Origin of the sequence: Sphingopyxis sp. A083 (assembly GCF_001468495.1) — a bacterium.
GTDB lineage: Bacteria > Pseudomonadota > Alphaproteobacteria > Sphingomonadales > Sphingomonadaceae > Sphingopyxis > Sphingopyxis terrae.
The window spans coordinates 1-20,186 of record NZ_LNSK01000013.1 but is presented as its reverse complement, the minus strand read 5'-3'; the positions used below and the strand labels follow the sequence as shown (position 1 = coordinate 20,186).

The window sequence follows — 20,186 nt, the reverse complement described above, 5'->3', positions numbered from 1 at the left end:
GTCAGATCACCCAGTCGCCGGCATTGGGATCGGCGGGTTTCAGCGTCAGGTCGGGGCGCACGGTCGGGCCGAGCGCGCGGATGCGGTCCTTGATATGCGCAGGGCGCGGGCCTTCGGGCGTCGCTTCGCCCGCGATGATATAGGGCGCGTTGACACGGCGCGCGCCTTCCTCGGCAGCGAGGATTGCCTCCCCATGCTCGCCGACATCGGCGGCGTCTTCGATATGGAGCGACCAGTCGGCGCCGGTCCACCAGGTGACAAATCCTGTTTTCAGGTCGTTGCCCGTGAGCAATTTCATGTGAAGTCCTTTATCTGTTCGGCGATCCCCGGCGCGCCGAGGCAATCGAGCGCATCAGCGCGCGCCGCGACCTTGCCCACGACGATCAGCGTCGGGCTTTGCACCGCCTCGCGCGCCACAAGGTCGCCAAGGTCGGTGAGGAGGGTGCGCAGAACGCGCGCATCGGCGGTGGTGCCGCGTTCGATCACCGCGACGGGCAGACCAGGTGAAACGCCGTCGGCGATCAGCTTGTCGGCAATCGCATGCGCGGTCGCGAGGCCCATGTAGATGACGAGGGTGCGGCCGTGGCCAGCAAGCCCCGACCAGTCCTGATCCGAGAGATCCTTGCACTGGCCCGCAACGAAGCTGACCGCGCTTGCGTCCTCGCGGTGGGTGAGCGGGAGGCCCGCCTGCGCGGCGCAGCCCGCCGCGGCGGTGATGCCGGGAACGACCTCGACCGCAATGCCCGCCGCGCGCGCGGCGTCAAGCTCTTCGCCGCCGCGGCCGAAAATGAAGGGATCGCCGCCCTTCAGCCGAACGACCTGCTTGCCGCTCTGCGTCTCGCGGACGATCAGCGCGTTGATCAGGTCCTGCTTCATCGTGTGGCGGCTGCGCTGCTTGGCGACGCTGATCCGTTCGACATGCGGCGGGATCAGCGCGAGCACGCCCGCCCCGACCAGCCCGTCATGAACGACAAGGTCGGCGCTTGCCAGCAGTCGCGCGGCGCGCAGCGTCAGCAGGTCGGGATCGCCCGGCCCGGCGCCGACGAGCCACAGCTTGCCCGCCAAAGAAGGTTGCTTTTCCATGCCACCCTAATTGGTCGGGGGGCGCCGGAATCGCAAAGCAGGCTTTGTTGGCGAGGGTGAAGCTAAAATTGCCTCCGACCTGGCGGTCAGAGATATTTCTTCGTCACCAGCTTCGGCGTGTCGTCATCGCGCAGGCCGACCCCGATCGAAGCGCGCAGCGCATCGCTTTCGGAACTGGCAACCGGATAGGCGCAATAGTCGGCGGCATAAAAGGCGCTCGGTCGGTGATTGCCGGACAGGCCGACGCCGCCAAAGGGCGCGGCCGAGGAGGCGCCGTTGGTCGGGCGGTTCCAGTTGATGACGCCGGCGCGGGCATTCGCCCAGAATTGGTCGTAAAGCTGCGGTGTCCCACCGATTAGCGCCGCCGAGAGGCCAAAGGCGGTGTTGTTTGCTTCGGCAATCGCGGCTTCGAAACTGTCGACGCGGATCACCTGGAGCAGGGGGCCGAACAGTTCGATATCGGGGCGTTCGGGCATCGCGGTGACGTCGATGATGCCGGGGGTAAGGAAGGGGCGGTTTGCATCCGGCCGCGTCATGTGGCGGATCACCTGGCCGCCGTTCGACATCAGGATCAGAAAGCTTTCGGTCAGTCCGTCGGCGGCCTCGTTGTCGATTACCGGCCCCATATAGGGGGCAGGGTCGGCGTGGGGATGACCGACGATCAGCCGTCCCGCGAGCGTCTTGACCTCGGCGAGCAGTTGGTCGGCCAGATCCTGTTTGACGATCAGCCGCCGGGCATTGCTGCAACGCTGGCCCGCGCTCAGGAAGGCGGACTGGACGACGATCGTTGCCGCGGTCGCGATGTCGGCGGTGTCCCAGACGACGATCGGATTGTTGCCACCCATTTCGAGCGCGACGATCTTCCCCGGCTGATCGGCGAACTGGCGGTTGATCGCGACCCCGGTGCGCGCCGACCCTGTGAACAGCAATCCGTCGATGCCGGGATGCGCGGCCAGAGCCTTGCCCGCGTCGGGTCCACCGATGACGAGCCGCACGACCTCTTCGGGAACTCCGGCGCCGTGGAGCAGTTCGACAAGCCGCGCGCCAACGGCAGGGGTTTTTTCAGACGGTTTGAACAGCACCGAATTGCCGGCGATCAGCGCCGGCACGATATGGCCGTTCGGCAGATGCGCGGGGAAATTATAGGGGCCGAGGACGGCAAGCGCGCCGTGCGGCTTGTGGCGCACCGCGTTGCGCAGCCCCATCGCGCCTTCGATCCGGCGGTTGGGGGTGCGTTCGGCATAGGCCTTGATCGAGATATCGACCTTGTTCGCGACCGATTCGACCTCGGTCCGGGCTTCCCACAAAGGTTTGCCGGTCTCGCGCGCGATCAGATCGGCGAGCTGTTCGCCATCGGCCTTCACCCGGTCGGCAAAGCGGCGCAGCGTTTCGGTGCGGAAGGTGACGGGCTTCGCGGCCCAGGCGGGCCAGGCGGCGCGCGCGGTTGCAACTTCAGCGTCGATGTCACTGATACGGCCGCGCCATAATTCGGCGCCGGTTGCCGGCTCGAAGGACAGAAGGTCTTCGCTCATCCCCGTTCCCCCGTCGATTTGGGCGCACAAAGGCGCCGGTGCGCTCGATCATTGGGGGGCGGCAAAAGCATTGTCGCCCTCTTATCTGCGAAAGCGTACGGCGGCAACCGCGATAGGCCCCGCAACAGCGAAAGCGGGCCGATTGTCACGGGCGCGACAGGGTGGCTTGCACCGGCGCGCGCGGTTCGCGATAGAGGCGGATAGTATCGGCTTAAGGGGACGGGCAATTTTGGCGCGACAGGATGCACAGCGCGAATGGAGCGATCATTATTGGTGGTCGGCCGACGGCGTTCGCCTGCACGCGCGCATCTATGACGGACCCCCGACCGCGGCGGAGGCGCCGCCGATCCTGTGCATGCCCGGCTTGGCGCGCAACGCCCGCGATTTCGAGGCGCTCGCACCGCATATGGCGGCGCAGCGACGCGTGATCGTGATCGAGTTCCGCGGGCGGGGCGAGAGCGCCTATGCCAAGGATCCGATGACCTATGTCCCGCTGACCTATGTCCAGGATGTCGTCGCGCTGCTCGACGAGTTGGCGATCGCGCGTTTCGCGACGGTCGGCACGTCGCTCGGCGGGCTGGTGTCGATGTTCCTTGCCGCCAGCCTGCCAGGACGGCTCGTCGGCGCCGTGCTCAACGACGTCGGACCCGAACTCGAGGCGGCAGGGCTCGATCGCATCCGCGACTATATCGGAGCCGGCGGCAGCCAGCCGACGTGGATGCACGCGGCGCGCGCCTATGCCGAGCTCAACGCCGCGGTTTATCCGGACTATGGCATTCACGACTGGCTGCGCATCACCAAGCGCACCCACCGGCTGACCCCCGAAGGACGCATCGTCACCGATTACGACAAGCAGATTGCGGCGCCGCTGCGCCTTGCCGGCGATCAGGAGGGTATCGACCTGTGGCCCGCCTATCGCGCGCTCGGCGATGCGCCGGTGCTGATCCTGCGCGGCGCGCTCTCCGACATTCTGGCCAAGCAGCCCGCCGCAAAGATGCAGAAGGTGCTGCCCCATGCGACGCTGGTCGAGGTTCCGGGCGTCGGTCACGCGCCGACGATGGACGAGCCCAAGGCGCGGGCGGCGATCGACGCCTGGATCGCGGCGCTTCCCGCCGCGTGACCGACGTCGGCGCGATCGAGGAGCGGGAGCATCCCGTCCGCATTCTTCACCTCCATTCGAGCTTTTCGCTCGGCGGCAAGGAGGCGCGCGCGGTTCGCCTGATGAACCTGATGGGCGACCGGGCGCAACACACGATCCTCTCCGCGGTCCCCGATGCGCTCGGCGCGCGCGATGCGATCGATCCAGGGATTGACGTCAGCTTTCCGACCGATGCGCCGCCGCTGGCCGGGCGGCCGTCGCTGGCGCGTTTCCGCGATCTTGCGACCTATATCTACCGCTTCGACCTGGCGCTCAGCTATAATTGGGGCGCGATGGACGGGGTGATGGCGCACCGGCTCTACTGGCATCGCTGGTGGTATCAGATGCCGCCATGCCTGATTCATCACGAGGATGGGTTCAACGAGGACGAAAGCGTCCGGCGCAACTGGAAGCGCAACCTCTATCGCCGCTACGCGCTGCGTAACGCCGCCGGGGTCGTCGTGCCTTCAACGCTGCTCGCCGGGATTGCGGTGGACGAGTGGAAACTGCCGCCCGATCGCATCCATCTGATTCGCAACGGAATCAACGTCGCGGCCTATGCCGCCGCGCCATCGGTGCCCATCCCGGGCTTCGTCCGCCGGCCGGGCGAGGTAGTGATCGGGACGGTAGCGGGGCTACGCAAGGTCAAGGATCTGCCGCGCCTCGTGCGCGCGGTCGCGGCGCTGCCGCCGCATGTGCGGCTGGTAATCGTGGGGGAGGGGCCTGAGCGCGCGGCGATCGCCGCCGAGGCGGCGGCGTGCGGCATGGCCGACCGGCTGGTGCTTGCGGGATTCATGCCCGAACCGGCGCAATGGATCGGCCATTTCGACCTGCTCGCGCTCTCGTCGCGGAGCGAACAGGCGCCGATTGCGGTGATCGAGGCGATGGCGGCGGGGCTGCCCTTTGTCAGCCCGGCGGTCGGCGACGTGGCCGCGATGGCGGGCGAGGCGAACCGCCCGTTCATCGCGGCGGATGAGGCGGGTTTTCGCGCCGCGCTGGCGCGCCTTGCGGACGATGCGGCGTTGCGCGCAGCGGTGGGTGCGGAGAATCGGCGCGTTGCCGCCGAGCGCTTCACCGAATCCGGGATGGTCGCGGGCTATCAAAGCCTCTATGCTCGCGCGCTGGAAGGATATGACGTTTTTACGGGGCGTTTCCTGGGGTCGGACCCCGCCTTCGATTGACAAAGGCGGTCCGGTTCCGCTTACGGAAGAGGCAAATGGGGGCTGGCGCGCGGCTGCGCAGCCGGCGGAGAGAAAGAGGTTTATAGTGTTCAAAGGTTTGAAGCCCATCCTTTACGGCGGACGCGAAGTCTGGCCGCTGGTCGAGGGCGGGAAGGGCGTGTCGGCGACCAACCATATGTCGAGCGGCGCCTGGGCCGCGGCCGGCGGGATCGGCACCGTTTCGGCGGTCAACGCCGACAGCTACGACGCCGAAGGCAAGATCGTACCGCAGGTCTATCGCGCTGCGACGCGCCGCGAACGGCACGAAGAACTGGTCCGCTACGCCATCGACGGCGCGGTCGAACAGGTGAAGCGCGCTTATGACCTCGCCAGCGGCAAGGGTGCGATCAACATCAACGTCCTCTGGGAAATGGGCGGAGCGCAGCAGGTATTGGAAGGCGTGCTCGAACGCACCAAGGGGCTGATCACCGGCGTCACCTGCGGCGCGGGGATGCCGTACAAGCTCAGCGAAATCGCCGCGCGGCACAATGTCCATTATCTGCCGATCATCTCGTCGGCGCGTGCGTTTCGCGCGCTCTGGAAGCGCGCCTATCACAAGGTCGCGCATCTGATGGCGGCGGTCGTCTATGAAGATCCGTGGCTCGCCGGCGGGCACAACGGCCTGTCGAACGCCGAAGATCCGCTGAAGCCCGAAGATCCCTATCCGCGCGTCAAGGCGCTGCGCGACACGATGCGCGCCGAGGGGATTTCGGACGAAGTGCCGATCGTGATGGCGGGCGGCGTCTGGTATCTGCGCGACTGGAACGACTGGATCGACAATCCCGAATTGGGCTCGATCGCCTTTCAATATGGCACGCGGCCGCTGCTGACGCAGGAAAGCCCGATCCCGCAGGAGTGGAAGGACCGGCTGCGCACGCTCGACGAGGGCGATGTGTTGCTCCACCGCTTCTCGCCCACAGGCTTTTATTCGAGCGCGGTGCGCAATCCATTCCTCCGCGATCTCGAAGCGCGGTCGGAGCGGCAGATTCCCTATTCGAAGCAGGAAGCGGGCGACCATGTCGCGCAGCTCGACGTCGGCGTGAAGGGGCGCAATTTCTGGGTGACCCCGCACGACCGCGACCGCGCGCGCGACTGGGTGGCCGAAGGCTATACCACCGCGCTCAAGACGCCCGACAATACGGTCGTCTTCGTCACCGAAGAGGATAGGACGGTGATCCGCAAGGATCAGGCCGATTGCATGGGCTGCCTGTCGCACTGCGGCTTTTCGGCGTGGAAGGACCATGACGATTATTCGACCGGCTATCTCGCCGATCCGCGCAGCTTCTGCATCCAGAAAACGCTGCAGGACATCGCGCACGGCGGCGACGTCGACCAGAATCTGATGTTCGCGGGCCACGCCGCGTTCAACTTCAAGACCGATCCCTTTTATTCCAACAACTTCACCCCGACGGTGAAGGAACTGGTCGACCGGATTCTGACGGGGGATTGATAGATCCTGTCATTGCGAGGAGCGCAGCGACGAAGCAATCCAGAGCGGTATGGCGAACCGTTATCGTAGCTCAGGCTAAGCCCACCCCTCCAGCACCTGATCGGGCGGCCGGTGCCCGTCGCACCAGGCACGGATATTGGCGATGACCTTCTCGCCCGACGCCTCGCGGCCCTCGATCGTCGCCGAGCCGAGGTGGGGCAGCAGCACGACATTGTCGAGCGCGAGCAGGTCGGGGTCGACCGCGGGCTCGTGCGTATAGACGTCGAGCCCCGCGCCCGCGATGCGGCCGGTTTTGAGCGCCGCAATCAGCGCCTTTTCGTCGACGATCTCGCCGCGCGCGGTGTTGATCAGATAGGCGGTCGGCTTCATCGCACCGATACGCGCCGCGCTGACCATCTCATGGGTTTCGGCGGTGTGCGGACAGTGGATCGTGACCACGTCGCTGATCCGCAGCAGCGTGTCGACGCTCGCATGATAGCTCGCGCCCAGTTCCTCTTCGATCGTTTCGGGCAGGCGGCGGCGGTTGTGATAGTGGATCGACAGGCCGAAGGCGCGGGCGCGCCGCGCGACGGCGAGGCCGATGCGACCCATGCCGACGATGCCGAGCAATTTGCCGCCGACGCGGTGGCCCAGCATCGCGCTCGGCGCCCAGCCCTGCCATTTGCCCGAGCGCATCAGCTTTTCGCCCTCGGCCAGCCGGCGCGGGACCGACAGGATCAGCGCCATGGTCATATCGGCGGTGTCCTCGGTAAAGACGCCGGGGGTGTTGGCGACCATGATGCCCTTCGCGCGCGCCGCAGCGAGGTCGATATGGTCGACCCCGGCCCCGAAATTGGCGATCAGCTTGAGCCGGTCGCCCGCCGCGCCGATGATCTCGGCATCGATCTCGTCGGTCACGGTCGGCACCAGCACGTCGCAATCGGCGACCGCGGCCTTGAGTTCGTCCTTGGTAAAGGCGTGATCGTGCGCCGACAGGGCGACGTCGAACAATTCGGCCATGCGCGCCTCGACCGCCGGCATCAACTGGCGGGTGACGATGACGCGCGGGCGTTTGGGGCGGGATGAATCGGGCATGGCGCCGATAGAGCGCGGCGGCGCGTGGGGGTCAAGAGGGCCAAGCGTGCGCCGATGCGAAAGCCGCTGTGGACGAACGGGGCGAAGGCTGCGGCGAACGGTTGAAAAGCGCCCCCGATTTTGACAAGGCAGACGGATGACCAGCCGCACGATATTCGCCCTCCTGACGCTGGCCGTGGCGACCGGACCCGCCGCGGCGCAAAGCGATCCCGAACTGCCCTATTGGGCGTCGATCAGCGTCGACGAGGCGCGGATGCGCAAGGGGCCGTCGCCCGATGTGCCCGTCGTGTGGGAATATCGGCGCAAGGATCTGCCCGTCAAAGTGGTCGCGCGCCACGATATCTGGCGCAAGATCGAGGATCCCGACGGGACGCAGGGGTGGATGGCGGCGCGGCTGCTCAGCCGCACGCGCACCGCGATCGTCACCGGTGGCATCCGTCCGATGCGCGAAAAGCCCGACGCCGCCGCGGCGATCGCCTTTCGCGCCGAGGCCGGTGTGGTCGGCCGCATCACCGACTGCAAGGACGGCTGGTGCTTGTTCAACGTGAAGGGCCGCAAGGGCTGGATCGAAACCGACCATATCTGGGGCGATTGATCGCCCGCAACGCATGACCCCGCAACGCATGACAAAAGGGGCCGGCAGTCGCCCGCCGGCCCCTTCTCTCGTCACCGTTGGCGTTTAGCGCCAGCGGAAGTGGTTATAATAGACGCGAACCACCTTGCCCGTGCGCACATTGACCAGCAACAGGTCGTTATAGTGGCGGACATAGGCCAGGTTGCGGCCCGCCTTCGGGACGCCCCAGCGCGCATCATAGTTCAGGCGATAGGTCGGGGCGTAATAGGTCGAACGCAGCGAATTGCCGACCGCGAAGCGGTGATAGCTGAACGGCGCACGCCAGTTCTGGTAGCGATTGTCGCGGCGCCAGTCGCGCTTGTCCTCGCGATATTCGCGCTTCGCGTCGCGCACGTCGCGGTGAGCATCGCGCACATCATGGCGATCGCCATAGCGCTTCGCATGGTTGAGGTCGCGCTGTTCCTGGCGAATATCCTGCCGATCGCGGGCGAGCTCGCGGGTCTGGGCCTGCGCCATGGCGGGTACCATCATCGCGGCGATCAGGCCGGCGGTGAGAATTTTGCTCTTCATAATGCCATTCCTTGTCTTGCCGTCAGGGGGAGGGGATCTGCCCGATGACAGGAAAAGGATTAGGCGAGTCGATTTGAACGGAGCCGGAATGCCGCGTTTATTTTGAGGACATTAGTGTCGCAAAGTGTCGCGCGGGTTGAAAATGGCCGCGGCGCGATCGTCGCCATGCTTCGTTATTGCGAACGGCGGAGCCGCGCGGCAATCCAGAGCCGGCATAAACCGCTCTGGATTGCTTCACCCGGCTTTCGCCGGGTTCGCAATGACAGCATCGAGCTGGCTTAAACCAGCTCGACCGCGACCGCGGTGGCTTCGCCGCCGCCGATGCACAGGCTTGCGATGCCGCGCTTCTTGCCGTGGCGCTGAAGCGCGGCGATCAGCGTGGTGATGATGCGCGTGCCGCTGGCGCCGATCGGATGGCCGAGCGCGGTCGCGCCGCCGTGGACGTTGATCTTGTCGTGCGAAATGCCAAGGTCGTGCATCGCGAACATCGCGACGCAGGCGAAGGCTTCGTTGACTTCGAACAGGTCGACGTCGCCGATCGACCAGCCGGCCTTCGCCAGCACCTTGTTGATCGCGCCGACGGGAGCGACCGTGAAATCCTTGGGTTCCTGCGCGTGCGCGGCATGCGCAACGAGCTTGGCGACCGGCTTCTTGCCCTTCGCTTCGGCGACCGACTGGCGCGTCAGCACGACCGCGGCGGCACCGTCGGAGATCGACGAACTTGTCGCCGCGGTGATCGTGCCGTCCTTGGCGAAGGCAGGACGCAGCGTCGGGATCTTGTCGGGGTTGCCCTTGCCGGGCTGTTCGTCGGTGTCGACGACAACCTCGCCCTTGCGGGTGGTCAGCGTGACGGGCGTGATTTCGGCGGCGAAGGCGCCGTCGGCGATCGCTGCCTGGGCGCGCTTCAGCGATTCGATCGAATAATCGTCCTGCGCCTGGCGGCTGAGCTGATAGGCGTCGGCGGTGTCCTGCGCGAAAGTGCCCATGGCGCGGCCGGCGTCATACGCGTCCTCCAGCCCGTCGAGGAACATATGATCATAGGCGGTGTCATGGCCGATGCGCGCGCCCGAACGATGCTTCTTGAGCAGATAGGGGGCGTTGGTCATCGACTCCATGCCGCCTGCAACGACGAGATCGATGCTGCCCGCGGCGAGCGCCTCGGCACCCATGATGACGGTCTGCATGCCCGAACCGCACACCTTGTTCACGGTCGTCGCCTGCACCGACTTGGGCAGGCCTGCCTTGATGGCGGCCTGACGTGCCGGTGCCTGGCCGAGGCCGGCGGGCAGCACGCAACCCATATAGATGCGTTCGACATCGTCGCCGGCAACGCCCGCGCGCTCGACCGCCGCCTTCACCGCGGTCGCGCCGAGATCGGTCGCGCTCGCGTCCGACAACACGCCCTGCATGCCGCCCATCGGGGTGCGGGCATAGGAGAGGAAAACGACGGGATCGGTGGCGGTCATGGCAAAAGACTCCGTAGGGGAAAGGTCATCGGTGGCCCGATTAGCGCCTTTGCTGCACTTGCGAAAGGGGGTGGGGTAGGGGGATCGCCCTAAACGATGCGCGTTTCAACTTGAACGATGTATAGCATTGAAAAATAACGATATTTCTAAATTTCGTATCCCGCTTTTGTGCTATGTTGTTCTATGTCGTTCAAATGGGATGTCTGCATGGGATACGAACCGCCCCTCCATTGGGGCAATCTTCTTGGTGTAGCACAGCGGGGTCGATGGGTCCATTTTTTGGCCTTCTGCATGTGTGTAGTCATGATCGGCGAGCAGGATCAATGAGCTTCAGGTCATTGATAGAGGGCGTTTTCTGCCTCTACGAGCCTACGCTTACGTCGGCCCATGGGTCGTATGGTTGGGCGTGTAGGCCTTCAACGAACACGTCTAATGCTTTTCGATCCCACAGAATCCTTCGACCCAGTTTTATGGGCTGTGGGAAATCAGCCCTCAAACGAACTTGGCTGAGCATCCTCTCGCTGATCCCGAGATAGGCTGCCGCCATCGCGCTACCAAGTAGGCGGGGGACCGGCGGTGTTGTGAGCTTGATGGTCAATTAGGCGGCCTACCCCTGCTGTGCGGTGCCCGAGCAACAGCGTGCTTTCTGCGCATACATATTATAGTAGATAAATTTCAATGGTTCATTGCGGCAGTGTCTGTCGAATGGACGTGCGCCTCCAGGTCGGGATGAATTTCAAGAGGCTTCGCTTGGCTCGAGGATTAACCCAAGAGCAGGCAGCTGATCTGACAGGAGTCAGTCAGCAGTATATCAGCGGGCTTGAGCGTGGCCGCCGCAATCCGACCGTGCTGACCCTCCATGAGTTGAGCCGGCCGCTCGGAGGTGAGCCGATTGATTTATTGATTTCGATTGATGACCCATGTGCGATTGGTGACCCAGGATAGCCGTTCGAGGAGATGGTCGCGCAATTTGAAACACAGATCCAATAAAGACATTTCGAAATATTCAAGCGTTATGCCTAGCAAGTGCGGCGCGTTCGTTCGGCTAGATAATCGCCTTTATCGCCTCATCGCCGTCTGCATAATTATCAAAGATCGTAGGCCTTCCGAGCAGCCTTCCGGGTCTCACCGTGGTTATGGGCGGGGTGCGGTTTGGAAGGCTGGACCGCACCCCGACCGAAGCGTCTAGAACCTAGCGGCTATCCATCCATTCGTGCCGACAAAAGCGCGGTTGTAAGATGGCCTCCGCGAGAAGGGCACGACGAATATCATATCGTCGGCGTCAACTTCTTTGCTAAGATAATTACGCAACTCTATCGCCGTGGACGTGACGTCCACAAGGTAGAAGTCCCGCATCACCTTCGTAGCGTTGAGCTTGGCGAGTGCAGCCCAAAGTGGTTTGTAATCCTTGGTTTTGTTCAATTGATAGGACACTGCAAAATAAGCCATCGTAGGCATCCTTGGTTGCCGAAAGGCCTTGCAAAATGCCTGAAAATGTGGCATCCATAATTGTCAATACGGAGCGCCACGGCGTTCAATCACTTTGGGTCCGGCGGCCTTTCGAGGGTAATTGCCGAACTCGAATCGGGGCGGTTCTGGTAGGGCCGCCCCGACTGGTTTGCGTAGCACAAAAAATCGAAAAAGTCCAGATGTTGCCATTCTGTTCGCAGAGAACGCCGCGTGAACATCTATGACTTCGGCCAACGCTTGCGACGCTCGCCGAATTGGCGCGGCGTCTCATGCATATTAGGCTGCGATTGCGCCAGTGCAGGGATTGGTCAGACACATAGTTGATCCATCACTCGTCGGTAACGGCACTGGGGTTAAAGGCTACATGAAGTGCATGTTTCACGGTGAAACATGCACCTTCTCTGTAAGCATCTGAAATTGTCTCATTTTCCATTTCCGGCGTATCCCGCCCCTAACTGGCACCGCTCTTGTTGCGATTCGTCTCGTGGCTGGATGCAGTGCAGATCAAGGTTTTTGAGGCAGTAGCTGGTGGATCCTGCTCGGTATGATGGCATTGAGGCGCACCAAGCACAAAATTCGTATCCCGGTAGCGCCTTCGAGACGATGTAAATTCACGAAAACTATTTGATTTTACACGACTAATATGATAAAATAAGGTGTAGGCGTATGATCCCAGTTTCAACTTGAAACCCGCTGCAGAGCGTGGTCAAACAGGCGCAATCATATGGGGAGACGGGTCATGGCCACCGCCATCAAGGAAGATATCGCCAGCGAAACCGCGCGGATGCAGCGCGTGCTCGAAACGCAGCGCGCCAGCTTTACCGCCGCGATGCCCGAAAGCCTGTCGGTCCGCACCGACCGCATCGACCGCGCGATCGCGCTGCTGGTCGATCATGCCGAGGATTTCGCCAAGGCGGTGAGCGAGGATTTCGGCCATCGCAGCCGCGAACAGACGTTGATGACCGACATCATGCCCTCGGTCAGCGCCCTCAAACATGCCAAGAAGCATATGGCGGCCTGGTCGCGCGGCGAAAAGCGCAAGCCCACCTTTCCGCTCGGCCTGCTCGGCGCGAAAGCCGAGGTTGTCTATCAGCCGAAGGGTGTCGTCGGTGTGGTCGCTCCGTGGAATTTCCCGGTCGGCATGGTCTTCGTGCCGATGGCGGGGATATTGGCGGCGGGCAACCGCGCGATGATCAAGCCGAGCGAGTTTACCGAGAATGTCTCCGACCTGATGGCGCGCCTTGTCCCCGACTATTTTGACGAGAGCGAAATGGCCGTGTTCACGGGCGGGGCCGACGTTGGCGTCGCTTTCTCGAAGCTGGCGTTCGACCATATGATCTTCACCGGGGCGACGAGCGTCGGCAAGCATATCATGCGCGCCGCGGCGGATAATCTGGTTCCCGTGACGCTCGAGCTGGGTGGCAAGTCGCCGACGTTCATCGGGCGCAGCGCGAACAAAGACCTCGTCGGCCAGCGCGTCGCGCTCGGCAAGATGATGAACGCGGGGCAGATCTGCCTTGCGCCCGACTATCTGCTCGTCGCCGAGGATCAGGAGGGCGAGGTGATCGACAGCGTGAGCAAGGGCGTCGCATCGCTCTATCCGACGCTGCTCAAGAATGACGACTATACGTCGGTCGTCAACGGCCGCAATTTCGACCGCCTGCAGGGCTATCTGGCCGACGCGCGCGAAAAGGGCGCCGAGGTGATCGAGGTCAATCCCGCGAACGAGGATTTCGCGAGCGCCAACGGCCACAAGATGCCGCTCCATATCGTGCGCGGCGCGACCGACGATATGAAGGTGATGCAGGAGGAAATCTTCGGCCCGATCCTGCCGGTCAAGACCTACAAGACGATCGACGAGGCGATCGATTATGTGAATGCGCATGATCGTCCGCTCGGCCTTTATTATTTCGGGCAGGACAAGAGCGAGGAGGACCGCGTGCTGACGCGGACGATTTCGGGCGGCGTCACGGTCAACGACGTGCTGTTTCATAATGCGATGGAAGACCTGCCCTTCGGTGGGGTCGGACCGTCGGGAATGGGCAATTATCATGGGCTGGACGGCTTCCGCACCTTCAGTCACGCGCGCGCCGTTTATCGCCAGCCCAAGCTCGACGTCGCCGGGCTCGCCGGCTTCAAGCCGCCCTATGGCAAGGCGACCGCCAAGACGCTGGCGAAGGAATTGAAGAAATAGCTTGGCAAGCGGCGGCGCTTCGCCCTAGGGGGAGCGCCGCGCTTTCGGGCGATGCGCCCGTGGCAGGCCCCTGTGGTGAAATTGGTAGACGCGCTCGACTCAAAATCGAGTTCCGCAAGGAGTGCTGGTTCGAGTCCGGCCAGGGGCACCATAACCGAGAATCGACTTTCAGACGCGTAACGGCCCCGGCGGAACCCGCATGGCAGGCCGCGCATTGCATTCGCATTCCGCTATGGAGGTTTGCAGATGGTGCAACGCGCCTATTGGAAGGGTCAGATCCGCCTCGCTTTGGTGTCGATCCCGGTCGAAATCTATCCGGCGACCAAATCGGGGGCGAGCGTCAGCTTTCGCCAGATCCACGAACCGAGCGGCAAGCCGGTCAAATATGAAAAGGTCGTGCCCGGCATCGGCGCCATCGATACCGACGACATCGTCAAGGGCTATGAGGTGTCGAAGGGCAACTATGTCCTGCTCGACGAAGAAGAGATCGAGGCGGTCAAGCTGGAGAGCAAGCGGACGCTCGAGCTGGTCCAATTCGTCGACGCGAGCGACATCGACATCCTCTATTATGAAAAGCCCTATTATGTCGTCCCCGCCGACGATCTGGCCGAGGAAGCCTACATCGTCCTGCGCGAAGCGCTGCGGCGAACGAAGAAAGTGGGGCTGGGACAGCTTGCGCTGCGCGGTCAGGAACAGCTCGTCGGGCTGCGCCCTTGCGGCAAGGGGCTGGTGCTCGAAGTGCTGCGCTATGCCGAGGAAGTGAACAAGGCCGCCAGCTATTTCCGCGACGTGCCCGCGAGCAAGCCCGACGCCGACCTGCTCGATCTCGCCGAAACGCTGATCGACAAGAAGAGCGGCAAGTTCGACGCCGCCGACTATCACAATCACTATGTCGATGCGCTGAAGCGCGTCATCGCCAAGAAAGCGAAAGCCAAGGGCAAGCGCGTGCTCGAGGATGTCGGGGAGCCCGCCGATGTGCGCGAAGGATCGAATGTCATTGATCTGATGGCAGCGCTCAAGGCGTCGGTCGACGGCAAGAAAACGGCCGCCGCTGCGACGAAGAAGAAGGCGCCCGCCAAAAAGGCGCCGGCGACAAAGCGGGCATAGTCTCGTGAACGCCGGATTGCCCTCGGCTATTGTGTGCCCCTGCGAAGGCAGGGGTCCATCATCCGGCCTCGCGCCATTTTCCTACGGTTCGGCTCGCGTCGCCCGCTTCGGTGATGGGCCCCTGCCTTCGCGGGGGCACAGACAAGGTGGAACGCGATGACCCGTGCCGACCCTCTCGCCCAATATAACAAGAAGCGCGATTTCAAGCTGACCCCCGAACCCGCGGGCAAGGTTGCGAAGGGGGGCGGCAATCGCTTCATCGTCCAGAAACACGACGCGACGCGCCTCCATTACGACTTCCGGCTCGAAGTCGATGGCGTGCTCAAGAGCTGGGCGGTCACCAAGGGGCCGAGCGCGAACCCCGACGACAAGCGGCTCGCGGTGCGCACCGAAGATCATCCGATGGCCTACGCCGATTTCGAGGGGGTGATCCCCAAGGGCGAATATGGCGGCGGTTCGGTGATGCTGTGGGATCGCGGCACCTGGGCGCCGGTCGCGGGGAAGAGCGCGAAGGATCTGGAAAAGGGCCATCTTCACTTCACCCTCGACGGCGAGCGGATGAAGGGCGAATGGCTGCTCGTCCGCATGAAGCCCCGCGCCGGCGAAAAGCGCGAAAACTGGCTGCTCCGCAAGATCGACGATGCCTATGCGGGGGGCAGCGACGACTTGACCGGCCGCTACCTCACCAGCGTCCTCACCGATCGCGCGATGGCCGAGATCGCGGGCGACGAAGACGGCGAGCAATCGCTGAAGGGCGCAAAGGGCGAAGCGTTCGCGAAGAAGATGGCGGCCGCGGCGGCGCATAACCGCAAGGTCGCCAAAGGCGCAAAAGCCGACGCCAAGCCGCCCAAATTCCGCAAGCTACAGCTGGCAACGCTCGTCGACAGCGTGCCGACGGGCAACAACTGGTTCCACGAGATCAAGTTCGATGGCTATCGTGCGCTCGTCGCCGCGGCGGGGGATCAGGTCGTCGTCTATACGCGCAGCGGGCTCGACTGGACCGACAAGTTCGCGCCGCTCGCCCGCCATATCGCCGCACTCGACCTGCCGCCGTGCCTGATCGACGGTGAGATCGTCGCCTATGGCAAGGACGGCAACCCCGACTTCTCGGCGCTCCAGGCGGTCCTCAAGCGCGGGCATGGCGCGCAGGACGAGGCGACCGACCTCCACTTCTTCGCCTTCGACCTGCTCGAAGAGAACGGCAAGTCGCTCACCGCGCTCGGCAATCTAGCACGCAAGGAACGTCTCGAGGCGCTGCTCCGCGATGCAGCGCCGCCGATTGCGGTCGCCGATCATGTCATCGGCGCGGGCGAAACGCTCTATGAGGCGATGTGCGGCGCAGGGCAGGAGGGCATCATCGCCAAGCGCGCCGATGCACCCTATGCCGGCCGCCGGTCGAAAAACTGGGTGAAGGTCAAATGCACCCGCCGCCAGGAATTCATCATCGTCGGCTGGAAGGAGAGTTCGGCGAAGGCACGTCCCTTCGCCTCGCTACTCCTCGCGCAGTGCGAAAAGGGCGAACTCGTCTATAAGGGCAATGTCGGCACCGGTTTCGATGCCGATGCGATGGCGATGCTCGCGGCGAAATTCGCGGGCCGCGCGCGCAAGACGGCGCCGGTCGATGTCGACAAGGCGGCGGCGCGCAAGGTCCATTGGGTAAGGCCCGACCTTGTCGCCGAGATCGCCTTCGCCGAATATACCGCCGGCGGCTCGGTCCGCCACGCGAGCTTCGTTGGGTTGCGCGCCGACAAGGAGGCGAAGGACGTGAAACCCGAAACCAAGGCCAAGGCTCCCGCCCCGGTCAGCGACGTGAAGATCAGCAGCCGCGACCGCGTCATCTTCCCGGAGGCAAAGGCGACGAAGGGCGACCTCGCCGACTATTATGCCGCCGTCGCGCCGATAATGCTGCCGCATCTCGCCCGCCGCCCGGCCAGCCTGGTCCGCTGTCCGCAGGGACGCGCGAAGCAATGCTTCTTCCAGAAGCATGATTCAGGCTCTTTCGGCCCGCACGTCCACCGCGTTCCGATCGAAGAGAAGGACGGCGGCGTTGAGGATTATCTCTATGTCGAGGATGCGGACGGCATCCTCGCCTGCGTCCAGATGGGGACGATCGAATTTCACGGCTGGGGCAGCCACGTCGATACGCTCGAACAGCCGGACCGCATGGTCTTCGACCTCGACCCCGACGAAGGGCTCGACTTCGCCGACGTCAAAAAGGCCGCGGCGGATTTGAAGCGTCAACTCGCCGACATCGGCCTCGTCAGCTTTGCCATGCTCTCGGGCGGCAAGGGCGTCCATGTCGTCGTGCCGCTCGATCCGGGGCACAGCTGGGACGCGCATAAGGATTTTGCGAAGCGCTTTGCCGAGGCGATGAGCCTTGCCGAACCCGATCGCTTCGTCGCGACGATGAGCAAGGCAAAGCGCAAGGGAAAGATCTTCATCGACTGGCTGCGCAATCAGCGCGGCAGTACCGCGATCATGCCCTATTCGGCGCGGGCGCGGGCGGGGGCGCCGGTGGCGGTTCCCATCGATTGGGACGGGCTGGCCGCCATCGACAGCGCGCGCCACTGGACGATCGCAGACGCCCGCGCCTTGCTCGATCGCGCCGCGAGCCCGACGCTGAAGGGATGGGGATTTGCGCGGCAGGCGCTGCCCGCGATCTGACCCCGCATCGGCGCTGCGATCCTCCCGCTTTCGAGGCCCGCAAAATAACGATGCTTAGCCATTTAATGTTGCAATTCTGGCACCGTTAAAATGAGGAAAATGTGCAAATTATTCATAATCGGGTTGCATGCTTATCGGGTGGTTCGGTCAACTTGTTGAAAGCAGGTTAACCTTACTCGGGACATGATTGAATATTTTACAGAATTCGGATATTCTTGCCCGACCAGGCGTGAATATTCTCCATTAGTTCGATGCCATTTCCTTCCATCGGGATGGCATTGTGGATCAGGAGGATGGAATGATCGAACCCCGCTTTTCGGGCACGGCGCACGAACCCAGGGCCGCGACCGATGGCGATCGTCGTGGGGGGGACCGTTACCGGACGGTCTGGCGGATCGCAAAAGTCGTGCGCGACAATGATGTCGGGCTATGGCGCGTGCGCAATATTTCGGACCGCGGCATGCAGCTTGCGGCCGACGTTCCCGTTCATGTCGACGAAAATCTGGACATCTATCTGTCCGACAGTGTCGTGCTGAAGGGCAAGATCGTATGGGCCGACGGTGGCCGCTGCGGCGTGGCCTTTCACGAAGAGATCGACGGCGCCGGCGTGCTCAAACAGCTTGCTGCCGAACAGCGCGCTTATGGCTATCGCGCCCCCCGCATCCCGCTCCACTCGCGCGCCAAGGCGCAGGTCGACGGGGTTGAGAGCATCATCGAGCTTGTCGACATGTCGCAAAGCGGCGCGGGCTTCGTCCATGGCGGACATCTCGAGGTCGGGCGCCATCTGCACCTGACGCTGGCCGACGGGCTGGAGCGCAAGGCGATCGTACGCTGGGCGCGCGGCGGCCGCGGGGGATTGTGGTTTACCGAACCGCTGAACCGCGTCGATCTGGAAAGCATTCGCCGTTTCGAGGGCTGAACCGCTCAGGCGATCGCCTTTGCCTTGCCGTCGCGGACGATCTTCGCCCAAGGGTTGAGGTCGGCCTCGGCGACCTTGATCAGGCGGTTGTGGTCGCGGTGGCGGAAAGGCGCGTCGCGGCCATGCACCATCAGCATCGTGTCGGAGACATAGCTCCACGATCCATCCGCATGGAATTCGACGTCGAGCTGATAGCTGTCGGTGCGGAACGCCGCTTCCAGAAACGCGGTCGAACAGATGCCATATTCAGTCTGGCCGCGCTCGGCGCGCACCGACAGCTTGCGCGCATCGGGCGCCGCGTGTCCCGCCGCAATCGCGATCTGGCCGCGCGGAATCGCCAGCGTTTGCAGGATCAGCCCGGTCGCCGGTTCGTAGAGCCAGTAACCGACCTGGTCATGGAAGGTGATATCCTCTTCGGGCGTGTTGATGTGCAGATGGTAGCGCAGGCCATAGAATAGCTGCGGCCCGTTCGCCTGCGGGTCGATCGGCTGCATTTCGACCCGCTCGTAATAGTTGCGGGTTTCAGGGCCGTCGGCCTTCGGATTGACATCGACGCCGCGCTTTCCTTCCCAGATGCCGGCGAAATGGCGCAGTGGGCCGAGATTGGCGAGCGTGTCGGGGTCGACATTCTCGGGCTCGGTGAAGATGTCGTTCGGCACGTCCATGTGTTATCCCCCAATCCGCGCGGTCAGATGTCCTCGGCCAGCCGTCCGTAAAGCTGGGGCCGGCGGTCACGGAAAAAACCCATCCCCGCGCGATGCTTCGCCGCGCGGTCGAGATCGATCGTTTCGACCAGCACCCCCGTTTCGGCGGCGCCGAACGCCTGCGTCAGATCGCCCCATTCGTCGGTGATGAAGCTGTGGCCATAGAAATTCGCGTCACCTTCTGCGCCGATGCGGTTGGCGGCGATCACCGGCATGCAGTTCGACACCGCATGACCCTGCATCGCGCGGCGCCACATGCGGCTGGTGTCGAGGTCGGCGTCATAGGGCTCGCTGCCGATGGCGGTCGGATAAAAGAGCAGTTCGGCACCCATCAGCGCCATCGCACGCGCGCATTCGGGATACCACTGGTCCCAGCACACCCCGACGCCGATCCGCGTTCCGAAGACGTCCCAGACCTTGAAACCCGTGTTGCCGGGGCGGAAATAATATTTCTCTTCATAGCCCGGCCCGTCGGGGATGTGGCTTTTGCGATAGGTGCCCATGATCGCGCCATCGGGGCCGATCATCGCGAGCGTATTGTAGTAATGCGGCCCGTCCTTCTCGAAGAAGCTGGTCGGGATCGCAACTTTGAGCTTCGCGGCGAGCGCCTGCATCGCCTTGACGCTGGGATGGTCGGCGGTCGGGTGGGCGCTAGCGAACAGCGCCTCTTCTTCGACCTGGCAGAAATAGGGGCCTTCAAACAGCTCGGGCGGCAGGATGACCTGCGCGCCCTTGGCCGCAGCCTCCTCGGCGAGCGCCGTGACCGCGTCGACATTGGGTTGCACGGGGCCGGGCAGGGGAAGCTGGAGCGCAGCGACGGTGATGGAGCGGGTCATGAGGCGGATATAAGCAAGCCGGCGCATCTTGCCACCGCAAAAGCGGATGGGCGGTTGGCGTTGTTATGGCAGGGGTCGTCCGCAAGCGACCGATTGCGGTCGATCCAATCGTCGCATAACAATGTAGCCCGATGAACTGGAACGAAATAGCAATCTTGGCCGCAGCGCTAGTGGTCAGCATGATC

General features: G+C 63.6%; 18 protein-coding genes and 1 tRNA gene. 10 read left to right on the top strand and 9 right to left on the bottom strand.

Features of this window, described 5'->3' with window-relative positions; translation table 11 throughout:
- Window position 1: 1 nt before the first annotated feature.
- From ATE59_RS15770 to astD, 3 genes are all read right to left on the bottom strand, one after another.
- Window positions 2–298 carry a DUF2849 domain-containing protein gene (locus tag ATE59_RS15770; protein WP_058813249.1) on the bottom strand — a complete coding sequence of 99 codons (297 nt, stop codon included), beginning with the start codon at window positions 296–298 and terminating at the stop codon, window positions 2–4.
- Complete coding sequence (cobA, locus tag ATE59_RS15765) at window positions 295–1,083, bottom strand: uroporphyrinogen-III C-methyltransferase (protein WP_058813248.1); 789 nt, start codon at window positions 1,081–1,083, stop codon at window positions 295–297. Before cobA ends, ATE59_RS15770 begins: the two co-directional genes overlap by 4 nt.
- 86 nt (window positions 1,084–1,169) lie before the next feature.
- Window positions 1,170–2,615: a succinylglutamate-semialdehyde dehydrogenase gene (gene astD / locus ATE59_RS15760; protein WP_003044522.1), complete on the bottom strand. Its 1,446-nt coding sequence runs from the start codon at window positions 2,613–2,615 to the stop codon at window positions 1,170–1,172.
- Window positions 2,616–2,844: 229 nt separating this feature from the next.
- Here astD and ATE59_RS15755 point away from each other — a divergent pair, with 229 nt between their 5' ends.
- The 3 genes from ATE59_RS15755 to ATE59_RS15745 all read left to right on the top strand — a co-directional run bounded on the left by ATE59_RS15755 (window position 2,845) and on the right by ATE59_RS15745 (window position 6,423).
- The gene (locus ATE59_RS15755) at window positions 2,845–3,735 is read left to right on the top strand and encodes an alpha/beta fold hydrolase (RefSeq protein ID WP_058813247.1); all 891 of its coding nucleotides are present in this window, start codon (window positions 2,845–2,847) and stop codon (window positions 3,733–3,735) included.
- Complete coding sequence (locus ATE59_RS15750) at window positions 3,732–4,934, top strand: glycosyltransferase (protein WP_156416820.1); 1,203 nt, start codon at window positions 3,732–3,734, stop codon at window positions 4,932–4,934. Before ATE59_RS15755 ends, ATE59_RS15750 begins: the two co-directional genes overlap by 4 nt.
- 85 nt (window positions 4,935–5,019) lie before the next feature.
- Window positions 5,020–6,423 carry an NAD(P)H-dependent flavin oxidoreductase gene (locus ATE59_RS15745; RefSeq protein WP_058813246.1) on the top strand — a complete coding sequence of 468 codons (1,404 nt, stop codon included), beginning with the start codon at window positions 5,020–5,022 and terminating at the stop codon, window positions 6,421–6,423.
- A gap of 75 nt (window positions 6,424–6,498) precedes the next feature.
- On the opposite strand, the gene ATE59_RS15740 is transcribed toward ATE59_RS15745, so the two are convergent.
- Complete coding sequence (locus ATE59_RS15740; RefSeq protein WP_003044514.1) at window positions 6,499–7,497, bottom strand: 2-hydroxyacid dehydrogenase; 999 nt, start codon at window positions 7,495–7,497, stop codon at window positions 6,499–6,501.
- A 136-nt stretch (window positions 7,498–7,633) separates the two neighbouring features.
- On the opposite strand from ATE59_RS15740, the gene ATE59_RS15735 reads away from it, so the two are divergent.
- Window positions 7,634–8,092 carry an SH3 domain-containing protein gene (locus tag ATE59_RS15735; protein WP_003044512.1) on the top strand — a complete coding sequence of 153 codons (459 nt, stop codon included), beginning with the start codon at window positions 7,634–7,636 and terminating at the stop codon, window positions 8,090–8,092.
- Window positions 8,093–8,176: 84 nt separating this feature from the next.
- Here the strand turns inward: ATE59_RS15735 and ATE59_RS15730 are convergent, their stop codons facing one another.
- Together ATE59_RS15730 and ATE59_RS15725 are read right to left on the bottom strand one after the other, a co-directional pair.
- The gene (locus ATE59_RS15730) at window positions 8,177–8,641 is read right to left on the bottom strand and encodes an RcnB family protein (protein WP_003044510.1); all 465 of its coding nucleotides are present in this window, start codon (window positions 8,639–8,641) and stop codon (window positions 8,177–8,179) included.
- Between the two features lie 278 nt (window positions 8,642–8,919).
- Entirely contained in the window at window positions 8,920–10,107 is a 1,188-nt protein-coding gene (locus ATE59_RS15725) for an acetyl-CoA C-acyltransferase (protein WP_058813245.1), read from the bottom strand.
- 705 nt (window positions 10,108–10,812) lie between these two features.
- Here ATE59_RS15725 and ATE59_RS15720 point away from each other — a divergent pair.
- A complete protein-coding gene (locus tag ATE59_RS15720; RefSeq protein ID WP_058813244.1) occupies window positions 10,813–11,052 on the top strand; it encodes a helix-turn-helix domain-containing protein in 240 nt (79 codons plus the stop codon).
- A gap of 240 nt (window positions 11,053–11,292) precedes the next feature.
- On the opposite strand, the gene ATE59_RS15715 is transcribed toward ATE59_RS15720, so the two are convergent.
- Window positions 11,293–11,556, bottom strand: a complete 264-nt coding sequence (locus ATE59_RS15715; protein ID WP_156416819.1) for a hypothetical protein — start codon at window positions 11,554–11,556, stop codon at window positions 11,293–11,295.
- A gap of 760 nt (window positions 11,557–12,316) precedes the next feature.
- Here ATE59_RS15715 and ATE59_RS15710 point away from each other — a divergent pair.
- The 5 genes from ATE59_RS15710 (at window position 12,317) to ATE59_RS15690 (ending at window position 18,461) form a co-directional block, all read left to right on the top strand.
- Window positions 12,317–13,771 carry a coniferyl aldehyde dehydrogenase gene (locus ATE59_RS15710; RefSeq protein WP_058813242.1) on the top strand — a complete coding sequence of 485 codons (1,455 nt, stop codon included), beginning with the start codon at window positions 12,317–12,319 and terminating at the stop codon, window positions 13,769–13,771.
- Between the two features lie 66 nt (window positions 13,772–13,837).
- Window positions 13,838–13,922 (top strand) — tRNA-Leu (locus tag ATE59_RS15705).
- A gap of 95 nt (window positions 13,923–14,017) precedes the next feature.
- Window positions 14,018–14,878 carry a non-homologous end joining protein Ku gene (ku, locus tag ATE59_RS15700; RefSeq protein WP_058813241.1) on the top strand — a complete coding sequence of 287 codons (861 nt, stop codon included), beginning with the start codon at window positions 14,018–14,020 and terminating at the stop codon, window positions 14,876–14,878.
- Window positions 14,879–15,034: 156 nt separating this feature from the next.
- A complete protein-coding gene (ligD, locus tag ATE59_RS15695; protein WP_058813240.1) occupies window positions 15,035–17,542 on the top strand; it encodes a DNA ligase D in 2,508 nt (835 codons plus the stop codon).
- 298 nt (window positions 17,543–17,840) lie between these two features.
- On the top strand, window positions 17,841–18,461 hold the full coding sequence (locus tag ATE59_RS15690) for a PilZ domain-containing protein (protein WP_058813295.1): 621 nt from the start codon (window positions 17,841–17,843) through the stop codon (window positions 18,459–18,461).
- 5 nt (window positions 18,462–18,466) lie between these two features.
- On the opposite strand, the gene ATE59_RS15685 is transcribed toward ATE59_RS15690, so the two are convergent.
- The gene (locus ATE59_RS15685; protein WP_058813239.1) at window positions 18,467–19,126 is read right to left on the bottom strand and encodes an FABP family protein; all 660 of its coding nucleotides are present in this window, start codon (window positions 19,124–19,126) and stop codon (window positions 18,467–18,469) included.
- A 23-nt stretch (window positions 19,127–19,149) separates the two neighbouring features.
- A complete protein-coding gene (gene aguB / locus ATE59_RS15680) occupies window positions 19,150–20,001 on the bottom strand; it encodes an N-carbamoylputrescine amidase (RefSeq protein WP_058813294.1) in 852 nt (283 codons plus the stop codon).
- Between the last annotated feature and the right edge of the window lie 185 nt (window positions 20,002–20,186).